Source organism: Peribacillus sp. YIM B13477, from assembly GCF_042787955.1.
GTDB lineage: Bacteria > Bacillota > Bacilli > Bacillales > DSM-1321 > Peribacillus > Peribacillus frigoritolerans.
This window is the reverse complement of sequence record NZ_JBHZPD010000013.1, coordinates 24,465-40,486: the sequence shown is the minus strand read 5'-3', so window position 1 is coordinate 40,486 and position 16,022 is coordinate 24,465. Positions and strand designations below refer to the sequence as shown.

The window sequence follows — 16,022 nt, the reverse complement described above, 5'->3', positions numbered from 1 at the left end:
TTATTTCTCTAAAATGAGGATGTTTTTAATTGCGGGTATCATCCCGATGCAAGTATATATGCAGCTTCGCCAGCAGGCGGATTTTTTATAAAACATGGACTCAAAGTAGTGGTAATACATACACTAGGTGAACGTACCCACATTTGTATGATTAAGCGAGGAAATCGAAGGTGAACCAGTTGGAACATTTATTAGGTCAGGAGTGGGATATATCCCCTGCTGGAGGAGCTACGGGAGAAGCCTTTATTGCCGAGAAAGAGGGGCAGAAGCTCTTCCTTAAACGAAATTCATCGCCATTTTTAGCTGTTCTTTCAGCTGAGGGCATTGTTCCAAAGTTAATGTGGACAAAACGCCTGGAAAATGGGGATGTAATTACGGCCCAGCATTGGATGGAAGGCAGGGAGCTATCTCAGCAGGAAATGAACAATATAAGAGTCGCAAAGCTGCTTCAAAAAATTCATCAATCCGATCCTTTGTTAAGCATGCTCAAAAGGCTTGGGAAATCCCCTTTACGACCTGAAAGTATACTTACGGACATAGAAACCGGGTTATCTTCGGATGTTACGGACATTCCGATTATCAAACAGGCCATCCATTTTTTACAGAACAATCTCCTGTTGATTGAATGCGACGAAAAAGTCGTCTGTCATTGTGATGTGAACCACAATAATTGGCTCATGACAGAAACGGACGGATTGTTCCTGATTGATTGGGACGGAGCGGTCATTGGCGATCCGGCCATTGACCTCGGCATACTCCTTTATTCATATGTCCCGAGGGAAGAATGGAATCAATGGCTTGCCCGTTACGGCAAGAAGCTTGACGCAGGCCTGGAGATGAGGATGAAATGGCACACGGTTTCACAACTTGTGCTTTCCATCCAATGGCATCATCGCAGGAAGCGGTACGAGGAAAGAAATGAATTACTGCAAAAACTGGAAGCTTTATTGATGGTCAGCTGATCAGAATTGATCTATATCATCCACCCACTGGGACAGGTCGTTCTGGTGGGTTGAAATATGTGCATCTAAATCGGCGGTACCGATGCCCGTCTGACTGTATTCGTAAATCTCCGTCAGTATCGTTTTCACATTGCTGTCAATTTCCATATTGATCATTAAGGATTTGACGAGCCTTTCAACCTGTTCACATTCAGAAACGGATCCGCAGCAGTCTGTTTGATGGTTGGTCAATATATCTTTCAATAGTGACATTTGGTGTTCATGGGAAAGCGGCATATAATGCCTCTCCTTTCTTAAACATGGATTCAAGGGATTCCCAGGTGGTGCCCGCCTGCCCTTCACTTATTTATGTTGTGTTTTGCTGAAAGTTTTATACATGAAAACTACAGTGACTGTCGCCTGGATGGCCGGCAGTTTTTTTATTTGACCAGTGGGGGTTTCCTGAAAAAATCAACTTGCAGGAATCCATACACTCGTGTTATGGTTTGAACGATTATATTATAAATAGGGGTGTCATCATGCGTTTAAGAAATAAACCTTGGGCTGAAGACCGTTTGAATGATTTTCCACAATATGTAATTCAGCAGCCAGTGAGCCATAAAGGTAAATGGCATGAAGTTTTCGGAAACGATAATCCGTTATATATTGAAGTGGGTACGGGAAAAGGCCGTTTCATCACAGAAATGGCAAAGGCCCATCCCGATGTGAATTTCATTGGAATTGAAGTATATGGAAGCGTCATTGTCGCTGCATTGGACTTGCTGATTGAAGCGGATGTTCCAAATTTAAAGCTGTTGAATGTTGACGCAGCGAACTTAGGGGACTATTTTGCAAAAGGTGACGTGGATCGCGTCTACTTGAATTTCTCTGATCCATGGCCGAAATCACGTCATGCAAAACGCCGATTAACATATAAGACCTTCCTCGAAGTATATGAAGGCATCCTGCCAGACAAAGGCGAGATTCACTTCAAGACGGATAATCAAGGGTTATTCGAATCTTCCTTGAAAAGTATTTCAGAATACGGCATGCTCTTGAAGTTTGTAAGCCTTGATTTGCATAACAGCAGTTTTGAAGGCAACATTATGACTGAATATGAAGAAAAGTTCTCGAGTAAAGGCAATCGGATATACCGATTGGAAGCAATGTTCCAATAATCAACGATCAGAAACCAGGTGCATAGCATCTGGTTTTTTTGTTTGTTTATGATTCACGGGGATGACTTGATTGTTATCGATTTCAATATATGGAAGCGGGTGTTAAACTAAAGGCAGAGGAGGGGTAAAATGGAAACAATGCAAATAGGGGAAATAAAATTAACATGGTTGAATGGCGGTGTGACACACTTGGATGGCGGTGCGATGTTCGGTGTTGTACCGAAACCGCTTTGGTCCAAGAAGTATCCCGTTAACGAAAATAACCAAATCGAGTTACGTACGGATCCGATTTTGGTCCAGGCTAATGGATTGAATATGCTTATAGATTCCGGTATTGGCAATGGAAAGATGAATGACAAGCAGAAACGGAATTTTGGGGTGACGGAGGAATCCAATCTTGTCGAAGATCTTGGCAGACTTGGGATTCAGCCAAATGATATCGATTACATTTTAATGACCCATCTACATTTCGATCATGCCTGCGGGTTGACGAAACGTGAAGGTGAAACTTTGGTGCCTGTTTTCGAGCGTGCAGAAATCATAACGACCAAAACGGAATGGGCGGAAATGAAAAACCCGAATATTCGTTCAAAAAGTACATATTGGGCAGAAAACTGGGAGGCTGTCGCTTCTCTTGTACGTCCTTTTGAAGGGGAACGGGAAATTACGGCCGGCATTAAAATGATCCATACCGGGGGGCATAGTGATGGACATGCGATCATCATCATAGAAGATGGCGGGGATAGATTGATCCACATGGCAGATATCATGCCGACGCACGCGCATGCGAATGTCCTCTGGGTCCTCGCTTATGATGATTATCCCATGACTTCCATCGAGGCGAAGGAAAAATGGATGAAATCCGGACTGGAAAATGGGTCCTGGTATAGCTTCTACCATGATGCCCAATACTGTGCCATCAAATGGGATGCAACGGGTAAGGAGATACTAGCCGAATTGAAACGGAAGCGTTAAAAGGAAAGCACAAGGAGGACGTCATCTGACGGCCCTCCTTTTTTGTTTCAATCATTTTGAGCATTAAGCTCCAATATCGTTCCTGTCGAAGCATCTGCAACAAATTCGAATTGCTCGCGTTTACCTTCTGTATTTCTGGTGATCCCGCCTTTGTACACTTCATAGTCCAAATCGTTTTTTGTATAGTTCTCCGGCTTCATCAAGATCCATGAGCCATATATATTTCCGTCCTTTTTGACTGTTTCCTTCACTTGGGCCAAGACTTTATCGGGAGAAGGTTTACTTGATTGATCCAATAATTGTTTTGCTGCATAGCCAGCAGCAAACCCGGCTGCAGTCCCTAGTAAAAACGTTTTCCAATTCATTGATTTCTCCTCCATTGCATTTTATAAAATCACTTCTTCTAGTATACAGAAGAACGCTTTATTTGACTAATAATTTGAAATTTTACCCATAAACTGATAAATTAGAACTTTCTAGTGTAACATGATGCTAAGTTTTGTAAAATAGAAAGAAACAATACATAGTTAGGGGTAGAAAAATGAATCATGAGACTTTGGAGCTTTTTAAAACATTGACGGAATTACCGGGAGCCTCGGGAAATGAACATGCAGTTCGGAGTTTCATGAAGAGTGAGTTGCAAAAGTATTCGGACGAAATCGTCCAAGATCGCCTCGGCGGAATATTTGGCGTAAAAAGAGGCAATGAGGATGGGCCGACCGTCCTGGTTGCCGGGCACATGGATGAAGTGGGATTCATGGTCACATCCGTAACAGAAAATGGAATGATTCGCTTTCAGACCCTAGGAGGCTGGTGGAGCCAAGTGCTTTTGGCCCAAAGAGTCGAGATCATAACCGATAACGGTCCGGTCATTGGTGTCATCGGTTCGATTCCGCCCCATTTGCTTGATGAGTCGCAACGCTCAAAACCAATGGATATCAAAAATATGCTGATTGATATTGGGGCGGATGATAAGGAAGATGTGAAGAGAATCGGTATTAAGCCCGGTCAGCAGATTGTCCCGATTTGTCCATTCACGCCAATGGCCAATGAGAAGAAAATCCTAGCAAAAGCGTGGGATAATCGTTATGGCTGCGGACTTGCGATTGAATTGTTAAAAGATTTAAAAGGTGAAACGCTGCCGAATGTCTTATATTCCGGGGCAACCGTCCAGGAGGAAGTTGGATTACGAGGTGCGCAAACTGCAGCTCATATGATCAAACCGGATCTTTTCTTTGCTTTGGATGCAAGTCCGGCGAACGATATGTCCGGCAGTAAAAATGAATTTGGCCAGTTGGGAAAAGGGGCACTGCTCCGCATTTTTGATCGTTCGATGGTTACGCATCGCGGCATGAGGGAATTCATCCTTGATACGGCCGAGTCGAATGAGATTCCGTATCAATATTTCGTTTCCCAGGGCGGCACGGATGCAGGGCAAGTCCATATTGCAAACGAAGGCATACCAAGCGGGGTGATCGGCATTTGTTCCCGCTATATTCATACACATGCATCCATGATTCATATTGATGATTATGCCGCTGCCCGTGAACTGATTGGGAAATTGGTTCGTTCCTGTGATAAAACGACATTCGAGACCTTGATAAAAAACGGTTGATGGAAGAAGCTGGAATGGAAAGGGATGCTGTCATGAATCCTTTTCCATCAGCTTTTTTTACATAGAAGGAAGGTAATTATATTGAAAATAGCAGTAGGCAGTAAGAATCCGGCGAAAGTAAGTGCCGTGCTTGGTGTATATGAAGATGCTGAAATCATTTCGCTTCAAGTGGAGAGCGGGGTCCCGGAACAGCCTTTTTCAGACGAGGAAACGATGGAGGGGGCCATGACACGTGCCCGGAATTGCTTGATACACAGTGATGCCGATATGGGTATCGGACTTGAAGGCGGTGTCGTGAAAATGGGACAAGCCCTGTTTCTGTGTAATTGGGGTGCAATGGCCACGAGGGACGGTGAGGTTTTTGTAGCTGCCGGAGCGAGAATCCCGGTTCCGGGAATCGTTGCCGGGAAGGTGCTGGACGGTGAAGAGTTGGGCCCGGTGATGGACGCCTTCACAAAGCAAGAGAATATTAGCAAAAAGGAAGGGGCGATTGGCGTATTTACAAATGAGCGAATCACGAGGGGCGATATGTTCCTTCATATCATGAGGATGCTAGCCGGTCAACATGAATATAAGCTGAAAATGAGAAAGTACGATTTATGAATCACTGTCATGGAAAGGCGTCTTCGAATGGAAACGAACACTGCCAAAACTGAGCAGAATAAGACAGGGTTTTATTGAGCGGTCTTGCTACTATAGTGACAAGGGGTGAGCGGATATGGGGTGGGTTGAATCAATCCAAAAGGCCATCGACTATATCGAGGAGCACTTATTGGAGGACCTTACGATCGAGAGCATTTCCAGGCAGGCGAATGCCTCGGCTTTTCATTTTCAACGGACCTTCACCATTTTAACGGATATATCCATTGGTGAATATATCCGGCGTCGAAGACTGACTTTAGCTGCCCAGGAGATATCATCCACAAATGGCAAGGTCATTGATTTAGCCTACAAGTACGGCTATGACACCCCCGAGGCATTCTCAAAAGCTTTTCGAAGGCAGCATGGGGTATCTCCAAGCGAAGCGCGAAAGTATATGGGAAAGCTGAAATTCTATGAACGCCTGATGATACAGGTCATTCTGAAAGGGGCAAAACCGGTGAAATACAATATCCTTGAAAGGGATTCCTTTCAATTGATTGGAATCAAGCAAGAGTTTTCCTTGGTTAATGAAGAGAATTTGATTGGGATTCCAAAGTTGTGGGAGAAAGTCAATTCGAATGGAACAGGAGATAGGTTAGCGAAGTTGAACAATGGCCAAATAAATGGCTTGCTTGGTGTATGTGTCGATAAGCGTAATGTGGAAAAAAGTGAAACGATGGATTATTGGATAGGTGCAGAGTATGCCGGGAAAGTGCCTGAAGAGTTTTCGACCCTTACGATACCGGCTTCCAAGTGGGTTGTATTTGAAGTTCACGGACCTATGCCTGATAGCATGCAACAAGCTTGGAAGCGGATTTTTTCCGAATGGTTCCCTACGAGCGGTCATGAACATGCCGGAACTCCTGAATTGGAAGTATACGACAATGCGGATGCTTCAAATCCTGACTATTACTCCGAAATTTGGATTCCGATTAAAAAGGGATAGTATTCAACCATCAAAATCATTCGTTATTCGCTTGCAGGGGGTTAGGCATCTAATTTGCCCCTGCAAGCTTTTTTATTTGTAAATATGAAATGATCAGCCCTTCATTTTTGTGTTGGTTAAGGGCAGGGAGATTTACAGCCCGTCTTCAAAAATATAGGAAAGCACCTTCATGGCTTGGTTCACGGATTCGACCGTGACACTCGCCTTTTCCGATAACTCCTTTAAGGCATGGTGATGGGTTTCCGGGCGAATCAAAATAAGCGGTTTTCCCAGGGCAATGGCGGTGCTTGCGTCCATGGCAGTATTCCACTGCTTGTATTTCTCGCCAAACAGAGCGACGACAAGATCGGCTTTTTTCATCAAAAGACCTGTCCGTAAATTATTGATTTGGGAAGCGGCTGCATCCTTCAGGATAGGATTCGGCTGTTCCCCGAGGACATCTTCACCGATATTATCGGAGCGTTCATGATTTTCCATCGGGCCGACGAATTCTAATGGAAGCTTCAGAGCAGCGGCCTTATCTCTCAACTCACTTCTCCAATTTGAATGGATTTCCCCAGCAAGATAAACGGTTAACTTCATTGTTTTCCTCCTCGATATTAAAATTGCTTTCATTGTACCATGTTTTTTAGAAAATGGATGAATTCCATAAATAAGGATAATATTATCCATAAGATAGTAAAAGAGACGGCTGGAGGAATGACGATGGCTTTATCGAATAAGAATTTCCTTGTTATCCTGTTGATAAGCAGTTTGATCGTAGGCTGCTCAGGGATCGAGAGACAAACCGAAAAGGCAATGAAGGCTGCTGAAGTGGCTTTTCGTGACGATGAAAAACAGCCCAATCAAGAGGCAGGGCTAATTCAGGTCTATCTGCCCAAGGATTTTAAAGTAGTGGAAGAACATGATAATAACTTGATTTTACAAAAAGGTGATCAGATTTATATATTATTTGTCAATCCAAATGAAAAAGAAGACAGTTCCGTGTTATATTTGGCGATTAAGGAACAAGAGGATCAATTTGAAGTGCTGCATTCTTTTCAAACTGATGATAAATTCGGCTTTATTTCAATTAAAGAAATACCGAAAGAAAAGTATGAGCTTGCAGTGGGGATCGGCGGGGTGAAACTGACAACGGAAACGGATAAAGACCAATTAAAAACCGATGCAAAACAAATGATGGAAATCGTTTCATCCGTGCCCCAGAGATAAGCTGAACCCTGCCTTTCAACCGATCCGTATTAATGGTTGATTCGGGGAGAGTCTGGTATGATGGGATTATAAAAAATTAAGGTGTCATTTAGAGCAGGAGGAATATTCAAATGGAAAAGTTACAAACCGTCGAGCAATATGATGCATTGAAAAATGAAGGCAAACATATCTTTCTTTTTTCCGCTACATGGTGTGGAGATTGCCGTGTAATCGAACCGATAATGCCGGAGATAGAAACGAAATTTCCTGATTTTACATTCATTTATGTGGACCGTGATGAATTCATCGATGTGTGTGCGGCTAATGATGTATTCGGTATACCAAGTTTCATCGCCTATGATAATGGTAAAGAGCTAGGCAGATTCGTGAGCAAGGATCGCAAAACGCAAGAACAAATTGAGGAATTCATTCAATCACTATAATCAAAATCCCCTTCTCGCTGGGGATTTTTCAATGAAGAGGAGGGTCAGTCATGAAAATGGACAGCACGAAGCTGAAAAATATTTTGAAGGAACGTTTAAAAGATGAGAGTCGGACATTCAAATTCGATAGCAAGCAAGATACGTTACGGGTGAAAAATGTGAAGACCGGGAAAGGGATCACCATCGAGTTGCCTCCTGTACTTGCTAACTATGAAAACGTACAGGAAAAGGCCATCGATGAAATTATTTATTACGTGGAAGAGGCCCTGAATGTGATGGGGGGAGAACACAGCATGGAAGGCAAGGAGAAATTCATTTTCCCAGTCATCCGCTCGACCTCCTTTCCAATCGAATCGGAAGACGGAAATCCGTTTTTATTCGATGAGCATACAGCTGAAACCCGGATTTTTTATGCCCTTGATTTAGGTAAAACCTACCGTCTTATAGATGAAAAGATGATTCAACGGGAAAACTGGCAGGGTGACAGGATCCGTGAAATTGCCCTTTTTAATGCCCGTTCGCTCTCCACTGAAATGAAGTCGGATATCGTTGCAGGTAATGCATTTTATTTTTTGAACACGAATGATGGATATGATGCCAGCAGGATCCTGAATGAATCATGGCTTCGGGAAATGAAGGACAAGGTCGAGGGAACCATGGCTGTGGCCATTCCCCATCAGGATGTCATCATCATTGCCGATGTGAAGAATGATACGGGCTATGATATTCTGGCGCAAATGGCGATGAGCTTCTTTGCCAGCGGTCATGTTCCGATTACGGCTCTATCATTCCTTTACGAAGAAAATGAGTTGGAGCCCATCTTCATTATGGGTAAAAACAAAAAGCGTGAACAATAATATAGGGAATCACAAAAGGACCGTGCCAGCATCTGGCAGCGGTCCTTTTAAAGTTTGATAGAGTTTATAACTCTCTTGTAGTTGATATTTATTTTTTAATCGGTGATAATATAATTGTAATATTTTGAAAATATGGATAAAACATTCGATGTTCAGTGCGAACTTACATATGTGCCCGATTATCCTCCGCTATATAATGACCCTGAACTGACTGAATTCGTGAAAAATAGCCTGGAAAGCATGAATGACAAAGAGATTAAGAAGGTAAAATTTCCGGTTTTTTCAGGTTCAGAAGATTTTTCGTATTATGCAGAAAAGATACCAGGCTGCTTCTTTTACATTGGCTGTAAACCGAAAGGGGTGGAGAAGGCATATTTCAATCACCATCCTAAATTCGACATTGATGAAGATGCCCTTTTGATCGCTTCCAAATCAGTGGCGCAGGTTGTTTGCCGTTTTTATGAATGGAACTAGTCCTTTGGTCTTCGTTTGCAAAAAAAACGGAGAAACCCACAAAACACCGTTCGGTATTAACGAACGGTGTTTTATGGGTTGCGACAGGCAATAGGATTCTGCCGGAGGTTTCATGAAGGATGATGCAATGAATTGGCCAGTCTGTTTTCAAGTCAGCATGAAAACTTAATCTCTTTGTAAACGCGATTTAACAGCTGTGTTTTATTTAAATAGTAGACTAGGGGCTAATGTTATTTCGTGATGATAGGTTTAAACCCATTGCAGAAGGGGTTTAATAGGGTAGGAGTTCTGCGAAATACGTTAAGGTAGCAAGAATGTGATAAAAAAGTAGATACTAATCCCAATTTAGCTTAAATTTTCTCGATATTTTTAAAATAACTGGTAGAATTAGTTACATAACTACAGATGTAGAAAGAGTGATAGTTTTGAAATGGCTAAATAAGATGAAAAAATGGTTCCAAGCAGAGGAAATTATTGAAATCGAAGAGATTATTATAGATGAACCGCTTGATGAAGAGACATTGAGGAAAATGGATTTTTCGAAGCTTACGAAGTCAAAGAAAGAAGAAATAAAGGTTTACAATCAAAAAGTGGAAAAAATGTCCCAGACGCCAGACCCGGATACGAAAATCCTGTTTCAATATCCAAAAGGCCAGTTCAAGTTTCCGCTCATTCCAGACCGGGAGCAGAATAAAAGAAAACCTAGGGAAAGAAATAGGGAAGACAACGAACCCAAACAGGGGAAGAATGTGACTAAAGAAACAGCGAGAAGGCCTGTAAGGGATCCTGAACCAAAACGGAGAAGCCTTGACCGGGAGGAAAATTCAAAAATAGTCCCGTCAAATACTCCATTCCGCCCAACTGAAATCCCATCACCGATTTACGGGTTCCGTCGTCCGGAAAAAAAAATAGTCCCTTCTGAAGAAATTGTCGAATATGAATTGGAAAGCAAAATGCCCATCTTTAAAAAAGAAGAACCCGCTATCGAGATTCCGGTATCGATCCCTGAAATCTCAAAAGATGCGTCACATGAGGAAATGACGGCAAAACCCGCCATTCTTATACCGGAACAAGCGGAAAAAAAAAGGGAACATACGGAGATACCCGCTTTCTTTCGTAGAAATTCCATTGAGTCATTGCCAGAAGAAACGGTAAGCGAGCCAAACATAATTGAGCCTGAGGTAGAAAAAGAGGCTATTGAACAGGACCAAGTCGATTTTGGACGCGAAGTCGCCGTATCCATCATGGAACAGGCGGACGACACACGGCCTGAAGCGATATCGGTTCATGGGGAGGCTGCTGTACAATCAAATCAACCATCCGTTAGTCAAGGGACAATGCCTGAAAGTGACTCATCTGAGGCAATACCTGAAGTGCAGCCTAAAAGTCCGAAAAAACATATTCCATTTAATGTGATGATGCTTAAGCAAGATCGGGAAAAAAATGGCTTCATGAATAAAATGATGCCGGAAAAAAAAAGCCTTAATCCGGAAAGGGCAGTAGTTTCACCTGATAAACGAGCAATGGATGATGCTGCCCAAACGAAGGCAGGACAAGCGGAACCATCCGCCATTCCCGAACGGAAACCGCAGGAAGGCAGAGTTATGCCGAAAGAGGAGACTCGGGACATTACATCTGCCTTTTTGGACACCGAAACCGCCGGCGAGCCTGAAAATACAGGTGAATCCGTTATTGGTTCCGACCCTAAGCCGCTTCTAGAACAGGAATCCCCCGTTTCTGGAGATGGGTATCAAGAAGCGGTATTAACAGAGACAGCGGATAGTGGCCAGGGCAATGCCCTTGAAGTTTTTGGTTCCGTGGAAGCGGATGATAATCCATACTATGTGTTTCCGAATATCGAATTGCTGACACCTCCCACTTATGCTGTGCATGATGATGAGTGGCTCGGGGAACAGACTGTATTACTTGATCAGACATTGAAAAATTTCAATGTCCGTGCAAAGGTCGTCAATGTCACCCAAGGACCGGCAGTCACTCGTTTCGAGGTGCATCCGGAGCCGGGAGTGAAGGTTAATAAAGTGACGAATCTGATGGATGACATCAAATTAAGCCTTGCTGCCCAGGATATGAGGATGGAAGCGCCCATTCCGGGTAAACATACAATCGGCATCGAGATTCCGAACAGGAAAAGCAAACCGGTATTTTTGCGTGAGGTTTTGGAAAGTACTGAGTTTCAAGAGCATGAATCACCGCTTGCCGTGGCTTTAGGCCTCGATATATCCGGTCAGCCGATCATCACGGATTTGAGAAAGATGCCGCATGGTTTGATAGCCGGGCAAACGGGGTCGGGGAAAAGTGTCTGTATCAACACCATGCTGGTCAGCTTGCTGTATAAAGCGACGCCGCAGGAGCTGAAATTACTGTTGATCGATCCGAAAATGGTCGAGCTCGCCCCATATAACCGGATCCCGCATTTGGTCAGTCCAGTCATAACCGATGTAAAAGCCGCTACGGCTGCGTTGAAATGGGCTGTAGAGGAGATGGAACGGCGTTATGAATTGTTTGTACATGCCGGTGTACGTGATATCACCCGCTTTAATGAACAAGCGGAAAAAGCCGGTCAATATTCAAGCAAGCTGCCGTATATCCTGGTGATCATCGATGAGCTTGCAGATCTAATGATGATGTCCCCGGCTGATGTAGAGGAAGCGATTTGCCGGATTGCTCAAAAGGCCCGTGCCTGCGGCATCCATTTGATTGTAGCCACTCAAAGACCTTCAGTCGATGTCATAACTGGATTGATCAAGGCAAATATCCCGACAAGGATCGCTTTTTCGGTTTCTTCACAAGTGGACTCCCGTACAATCATCGATAGCGGCGGTGCAGAAAAACTTTTGGGAAGAGGAGATATGTTATTCGCTGAAAACGGCTCTTCAAAAACGGTGCGCCTGCAAGGGACTTTCGTGAGTGATGAAGAAATCGATCAAGTGGTCAACCATGTTAAACGGGAGCAGCAGCCGAAATACCTGTTTGAACAGGAAGACTTGCTGAACAGGGCCCAGGTCACGGAAGAAGCGGATGAACTGTTTTTCGAGGCATGTGAATTTGTCGTGAGCCAGCAGGCCGCATCTGCATCGAGCGTCCAACGGCGTTTCCGTGTCGGATATAACCGTGCATCGCGTCTAATAGAAATGATGGAGCAACAGGGGGTCGTTTCCGAATCCAGGGGCTCAAGGCCCAGGGATGTATTGATTACGCAAGAAGAGCTGGAATTTTTACATGTTAATTAAGAGAACCTAATAAAAGGAAATTGTATATAATGTGAAAGGGTGAAAACCCTTTTTTATCACCTTAATTGAGGGAAAAGCCAATGATTTGATAAATTGGCATCTGCCTGACATGGATGAATGAATAAAAAAGTGATATAATAGTTTTTTGTTGATGAATGATTGAAAATAAAAGTTCGAAAACCTATGAAGAAATTGCGTTACTAACAAGTCTCGTAATGGAAAAACAAATAAAAGATGACGTCATATACTGTCATACAGGTAGACGATTGGTGGAGGTTCGCTTTATGACTGCTTACCATTTTGTGGGAATTAAAGGGTCGGGTATGAGTGCTCTTGCACAAATACTGCATGATATGAATATTGAAGTGCAGGGTTCCGATTACGAAAAAGAATTTTTTACACAATTGGCATTAGAAAAAGCCGGGATTAAAATCCTTCCTTTCAACGAGGAAAATATTCAACCTGGAATGACCATCATTGCAGGAAATGCGTTTCCGGATAGTCATCCGGAAATCTTGAAGGCAAAAGAACTTGATTTGCCGATTATCCGTTATCACCGTTTCCTAGGTGATTTCATGAAAAACTTCATCAGCGTGGCGGTTACGGGAGCGCATGGTAAAACATCGACGACCGGCTTACTTGCCCATGTAATGGGGGGCGCTAAACCGACATCCTTCTTGATTGGGGATGGAACGGGTAAAGGAATCGTGAATTCTGATTACTTCGTTTTCGAAGCATGTGAATATCGCCGTCATTTCCTTTCTTATTATCCGGATTATGCAATCATGACGAATATCGATTTTGATCATCCTGATTATTACGCTAATGTCGAAGACGTGTTCGAGGCTTTCCAAACGATGGCCCTTCAAGTCAACAAAGGCATCATAGCGTGCGGGGATGATGAGCATTTACCACATATTCAGGCGAAAGTACCGGTTATTTTTTACGGATTTGCAGAAGGAAATGATTTTCAAGCGAAAAATGTTTCCGTCACTCCGGATGGCACGACTTTTGATGTGCATGTAAGGAACAATTACTATGATACATTCACTATTCCTACTTTTGGAAAGCATAATGTGTTGAATGCACTTGGTGTCATTGCACTTTGTAAATATGAAAACTTGGATACGGAAGCTGTGAAAGCCCAATTGCGGACTTTTGGCGGAGTTAAACGCCGGTTCTCCGAAAAGGAAATCGGAAGTCAGATCATCATTGATGATTATGCACACCATCCGACCGAGATCTCTGCAACTGTTGACTCGGCTCGTCAGAAATATCCAGAGCGTGAAGTTGTTGCTGTATTCCAGCCGCATACTTTCTCGAGAACGCAGGCATTCCTGGATGAATTCGCCGACAGCTTGAATTTGGCCGACAAAGTATACTTATGTGAAATTTTTGGATCTGCTCGTGAACATCAAGGAAAGTTATCGATTGAAGACCTTCAAGATAAGATTCCAGGTGCCGAACTGATTACGGAGAACACAACATCTATATTGCAAAACCATGATAACAGTGTCGTGTTATTCATGGGTGCGGGGGACATTCAAAAATTCCAAGCAGCCTATGAGCATTCACTGCAGGTAAAATAAAAAAAACGACCATCCGTTGTAGCGGATCGGTCGTTTTTTTATTTGGTTATTTTAAATTTTCCGGATTTAAATTTTCCAGTTCCGGTAAAACGAAGCGTCCGTCCTTACGTATCAAGACGTCATCAAAATGGATTTCCCCGCCGCCATATTCAGGCCGCTGGATATTGACCAGGTCCCAGTGAATGTCTGAATGGTTTCCGTTAAAGGCATCATCATAGCATTGTCCTGGAGTGAAATGAAAACTTCCATCAATTTTTTCATCAAAGAGGATATCTTGCATCGGGTGTAGAATATAAGGATTAACACCAATTGCAAATTCACCGACATATCGTGCGCCTTCATCAGTATCAAAAATTTTGTTGATGCGTTCCGTATCATTCGCGACCGCTTCAACGATTTTTCCATCCTTGAATGTCAACTTCACGTTTTCAAAAGTAAAACCCTGATATGGGGAAGGAGTATTATACGAAATCACTCCATTGATGGAATCTTTAACTGGAGCCGTATATACTTCACCGTCAGGAATGTTCAGCTCACCCGCACATTTGATGGCTTTAATGTCTTTGATGGAGAAGGTTAGATCCGTACCGGGCCCAGTTAAGCGGACCTTATCCGTTTTATCCATCAATTCAACAAGGTTGTCCATTGCTGCACTCATTTTGCCATAGTCGAGGTTGCAGACTTCGAAATAAAAGTCTTCGAATGCTTCTGTGCTCATTTTGGCTAATTGGGCCATGGAATTTGTCGGGTAGCGAAGTACGACCCATTTTGTTTTTGGCACGCGGATATTTCTATGTACTTTACCGACTGTCTGTCCATGAATCGCCATCTTCTCTGAAGGGACATCGGATTGTTCATTGATATTATCCCCGGCACGAAGCCCGATATAAGCATCCATCTGCTTCATTACGTTTGCTTCAAACTCACCCATCATCTTGTACTGTTCTTCTTTGGCACCCATCAGCAAGGCCCGATCCACTTGGTGATCCTTTAACAGGACGAATGGGTAACCACCTGCTGCATAGGCTTCATTCACAAGTGCGTTAACAAGTTCACGCTGCAATCCAAAGTTTTCGATCAAGATTTTTTCACCTTTTTGAAGCTTTACGGAATAATTGATTAAGTTTTTGGCCAATGTACCAATTCTGGGATCTTTCATAAAAAATACCTCCATTGTTTAAATTCGACTTATCTTTTCTATCATACCCGATTTCCTGCCATAAGTGTCACCCATGAATTTCACGGAGGAACTGGATGCAGACAACAATATTTCCAGATTAGGGTTTGATAGGGTATATTGAAAAAATAAATACGTTTATAATAATAGGGAAGGGGTAATTAATATCTAACAGCTATTAAATAAGTCGATTTTTTTCGGAGGTGTTCCAATGGAGATTATTTTATACGTAAGTGCTGCTGTTGCAGCGATAGCTTTTTTGGTACTCGTTATTTTTCTAACGAAGGTACTGACATCACTTCAAACTACCCTGGACAGTGTGGCCCGGACGCTGACAGGACTAGAGAGCCAAATGCAGGGCATAACGCTCGAAACTACTCAGTTATTACATAAAACGAATACGTTGGCTGAAGATTTGCAGCAAAAGTCAGAAAACCTGAACACGGTGGTGGATGCGGTGAAGGATGTAGGTACATCCATCTCCAGCTTTAATTCTTCCATCCAAAAGGTTTCCCATAAAGTGCAGACTGAGATTGATAATAATCAAGAAAGAATCTCACAAATTGTACAATGGAGTAATGTAGCCATGGAGATCAGGGACAAATGGAAGTCCAGAAGCAAACAGGCAGCCCCGACCCCGACTGAAAGGGCAGAGTTAGAAAGGGAAGCGCTGGAAACAGATAACTTACCTAAAAAAAGGTTTTTACGTTCTAGATCATAAAATCTAGTTAAATAAAAATGAA

General features: G+C 43.0%; 17 protein-coding genes. 13 read left to right on the top strand and 4 right to left on the bottom strand.

Going from position 1 to position 16,022, the window contains the following annotated elements; genetic code table 11:
* The first annotated feature begins 179 nt into the window (after window positions 1-179).
* A complete protein-coding gene (locus tag ACFX4H_RS24200) occupies window positions 180-962 on the top strand; it encodes a phosphotransferase family protein (protein WP_034311469.1) in 783 nt (260 codons plus the stop codon).
* Here ACFX4H_RS24200 and ACFX4H_RS24195 read toward each other — a convergent pair whose 3' ends face one another.
* Window positions 963-1,238 (bottom strand): YtzH-like family protein, encoded by a 276-nt coding sequence (locus ACFX4H_RS24195; RefSeq protein ID WP_034309293.1) that lies wholly within the window; start codon window positions 1,236-1,238, stop codon window positions 963-965. It lies immediately after the preceding gene.
* Between the two features lie 242 nt (window positions 1,239-1,480).
* Between ACFX4H_RS24195 and trmB the strand changes: the two genes are divergently transcribed.
* Together trmB and ACFX4H_RS24185 are read left to right on the top strand one after the other, a co-directional pair.
* On the top strand, window positions 1,481-2,119 hold the full coding sequence (trmB, locus tag ACFX4H_RS24190) for a tRNA (guanosine(46)-N7)-methyltransferase TrmB (RefSeq protein ID WP_034309290.1): 639 nt from the start codon (window positions 1,481-1,483) through the stop codon (window positions 2,117-2,119).
* Between the two features lie 129 nt (window positions 2,120-2,248).
* The gene (locus tag ACFX4H_RS24185; RefSeq protein WP_377436404.1) at window positions 2,249-3,094 is read left to right on the top strand and encodes a YtnP family quorum-quenching lactonase; all 846 of its coding nucleotides are present in this window, start codon (window positions 2,249-2,251) and stop codon (window positions 3,092-3,094) included.
* Between the two features lie 47 nt (window positions 3,095-3,141).
* Here ACFX4H_RS24185 and ACFX4H_RS24180 read toward each other — a convergent pair whose 3' ends face one another.
* The gene (locus tag ACFX4H_RS24180; RefSeq protein ID WP_034309283.1) at window positions 3,142-3,459 is read right to left on the bottom strand and encodes a PepSY domain-containing protein; all 318 of its coding nucleotides are present in this window, start codon (window positions 3,457-3,459) and stop codon (window positions 3,142-3,144) included.
* 176 nt (window positions 3,460-3,635) lie between these two features.
* On the opposite strand from ACFX4H_RS24180, the gene ACFX4H_RS24175 reads away from it, so the two are divergent.
* The 3 genes from ACFX4H_RS24175 (at window position 3,636) to ACFX4H_RS24165 (ending at window position 6,297) form a co-directional block, all read left to right on the top strand.
* Window positions 3,636-4,709, top strand: a complete 1,074-nt coding sequence (locus ACFX4H_RS24175) for a M42 family metallopeptidase (protein WP_063590425.1) — start codon at window positions 3,636-3,638, stop codon at window positions 4,707-4,709.
* Between the two features lie 81 nt (window positions 4,710-4,790).
* Entirely contained in the window at window positions 4,791-5,312 is a 522-nt protein-coding gene (locus tag ACFX4H_RS24170; RefSeq protein WP_034309275.1) for a DUF84 family protein, read from the top strand.
* A 115-nt stretch (window positions 5,313-5,427) separates the two neighbouring features.
* Entirely contained in the window at window positions 5,428-6,297 is an 870-nt protein-coding gene (locus ACFX4H_RS24165) for an AraC family transcriptional regulator (RefSeq protein WP_283866201.1), read from the top strand.
* Window positions 6,298-6,429: 132 nt separating this feature from the next.
* Here ACFX4H_RS24165 and ACFX4H_RS24160 read toward each other — a convergent pair whose 3' ends face one another.
* Entirely contained in the window at window positions 6,430-6,879 is a 450-nt protein-coding gene (locus ACFX4H_RS24160) for a YtoQ family protein (RefSeq protein ID WP_249597380.1), read from the bottom strand.
* 123 nt (window positions 6,880-7,002) lie between these two features.
* Between ACFX4H_RS24160 and ACFX4H_RS24155 the strand changes: the two genes are divergently transcribed.
* The 6 genes from ACFX4H_RS24155 to murC all read left to right on the top strand — a co-directional run bounded on the left by ACFX4H_RS24155 (window position 7,003) and on the right by murC (window position 14,102).
* A complete protein-coding gene (locus tag ACFX4H_RS24155; protein WP_034309266.1) occupies window positions 7,003-7,509 on the top strand; it encodes a hypothetical protein in 507 nt (168 codons plus the stop codon).
* Window positions 7,510-7,619: 110 nt separating this feature from the next.
* The gene (locus tag ACFX4H_RS24150) at window positions 7,620-7,931 is read left to right on the top strand and encodes a thioredoxin family protein (RefSeq protein ID WP_034309264.1); all 312 of its coding nucleotides are present in this window, start codon (window positions 7,620-7,622) and stop codon (window positions 7,929-7,931) included.
* Window positions 7,932-7,981: 50 nt separating this feature from the next.
* Complete coding sequence (locus ACFX4H_RS24145; RefSeq protein WP_377436403.1) at window positions 7,982-8,788, top strand: DUF1444 domain-containing protein; 807 nt, start codon at window positions 7,982-7,984, stop codon at window positions 8,786-8,788.
* 132 nt (window positions 8,789-8,920) lie between these two features.
* Window positions 8,921-9,262 (top strand): M20/M25/M40 family metallo-hydrolase, encoded by a 342-nt coding sequence (locus ACFX4H_RS24140; protein WP_377436402.1) that lies wholly within the window; start codon window positions 8,921-8,923, stop codon window positions 9,260-9,262.
* 425 nt (window positions 9,263-9,687) lie between these two features.
* Window positions 9,688-12,513, top strand: a complete 2,826-nt coding sequence (locus ACFX4H_RS24135; RefSeq protein ID WP_483878273.1) for a DNA translocase FtsK — start codon at window positions 9,688-9,690, stop codon at window positions 12,511-12,513.
* A gap of 284 nt (window positions 12,514-12,797) precedes the next feature.
* On the top strand, window positions 12,798-14,102 hold the full coding sequence (murC, locus tag ACFX4H_RS24130) for a UDP-N-acetylmuramate--L-alanine ligase (RefSeq protein ID WP_034309255.1): 1,305 nt from the start codon (window positions 12,798-12,800) through the stop codon (window positions 14,100-14,102).
* Window positions 14,103-14,148: 46 nt separating this feature from the next.
* Here the strand turns inward: murC and ACFX4H_RS24125 are convergent, their stop codons facing one another.
* Window positions 14,149-15,261 (bottom strand): aminopeptidase, encoded by a 1,113-nt coding sequence (locus ACFX4H_RS24125; RefSeq protein ID WP_057276734.1) that lies wholly within the window; start codon window positions 15,259-15,261, stop codon window positions 14,149-14,151.
* 229 nt (window positions 15,262-15,490) lie between these two features.
* Here ACFX4H_RS24125 and ACFX4H_RS24120 point away from each other — a divergent pair, with 229 nt between their 5' ends.
* Complete coding sequence (locus tag ACFX4H_RS24120) at window positions 15,491-16,000, top strand: DUF948 domain-containing protein (RefSeq protein ID WP_377436401.1); 510 nt, start codon at window positions 15,491-15,493, stop codon at window positions 15,998-16,000.
* Window positions 16,001-16,022: the final 22 nt, after the last annotated feature.